1 protein-coding gene and 1 riboswitch are annotated in these 605 nt (G+C 53.4%); the gene reads right to left on the reverse strand.

Features of this window, described 5'->3' with window-relative positions:
- The coding region (locus PMES_RS16360; RefSeq protein WP_159966773.1) for a 6,7-dimethyl-8-ribityllumazine synthase at nucleotides 1-329 on the reverse strand (329 nt) is incomplete at its 3' end.
- A 74-nt stretch (nucleotides 330-403) separates the two neighbouring features.
- Nucleotides 404-553: riboswitch (FMN riboswitch) on the reverse strand.
- Nucleotides 554-605 lie beyond the last annotated feature (52 nt).

Below are 605 nucleotides of genomic sequence, written 5' to 3' on the forward strand. Positions count from 1 at the left end.
GTATCTTGATACTGGTGCGGCGTCAGCGAAACGGAGAGAACTGGAACACCAGTTTCAAGGCCCGCTTGCATCAAACCGTTCACCACAGCTTGAGCGACGAAGTCGTGGCGGTATATGCCGCCGTCCACAACAAACGCCGCGGCGATAACCGCATTGTATCGACCTGACATGGCAAGGTTACGAGCAAGCAAAGGCATCTCGAATGCGCCTGGCACGTCGAACACATCAACGTTTTCTTTGGGTATCTTCTGAGTGAAGCCTACAAGTGCTTGATCCACAATTTCTGCGTGCCAGCCTGCTTTAATGAAGGCGTATCGGGTGTGTGTCATGGTGATCTCCTTTCCTAGTGACACGTCACCCAAGGCGATCACATGCATCATCCCCGGCGTTCAGCCGAGCATTCGCACGTTCTCTTCCATCCGGACTATGACCGTCGGCTCAGGAGTTTCACCTGATCTGCTAGACCCTCTACCTATTGGCCGAGGCGCTCGCGGGCTTAAAGCAATTGCTTCTTACCGCCGGTGGGGAATTTCGCCCCGCCCTGAGAACGATGCGACCAAAAGTGGTCGCTCAAAATTGATACAAGATTGATTTACGGCGTCAAT

It is taken from the genome of Profundibacterium mesophilum KAUST100406-0324 (assembly GCF_009835145.1).
Taxonomy (GTDB): Bacteria; Pseudomonadota; Alphaproteobacteria; order Rhodobacterales; family Rhodobacteraceae; genus Profundibacterium; species Profundibacterium mesophilum.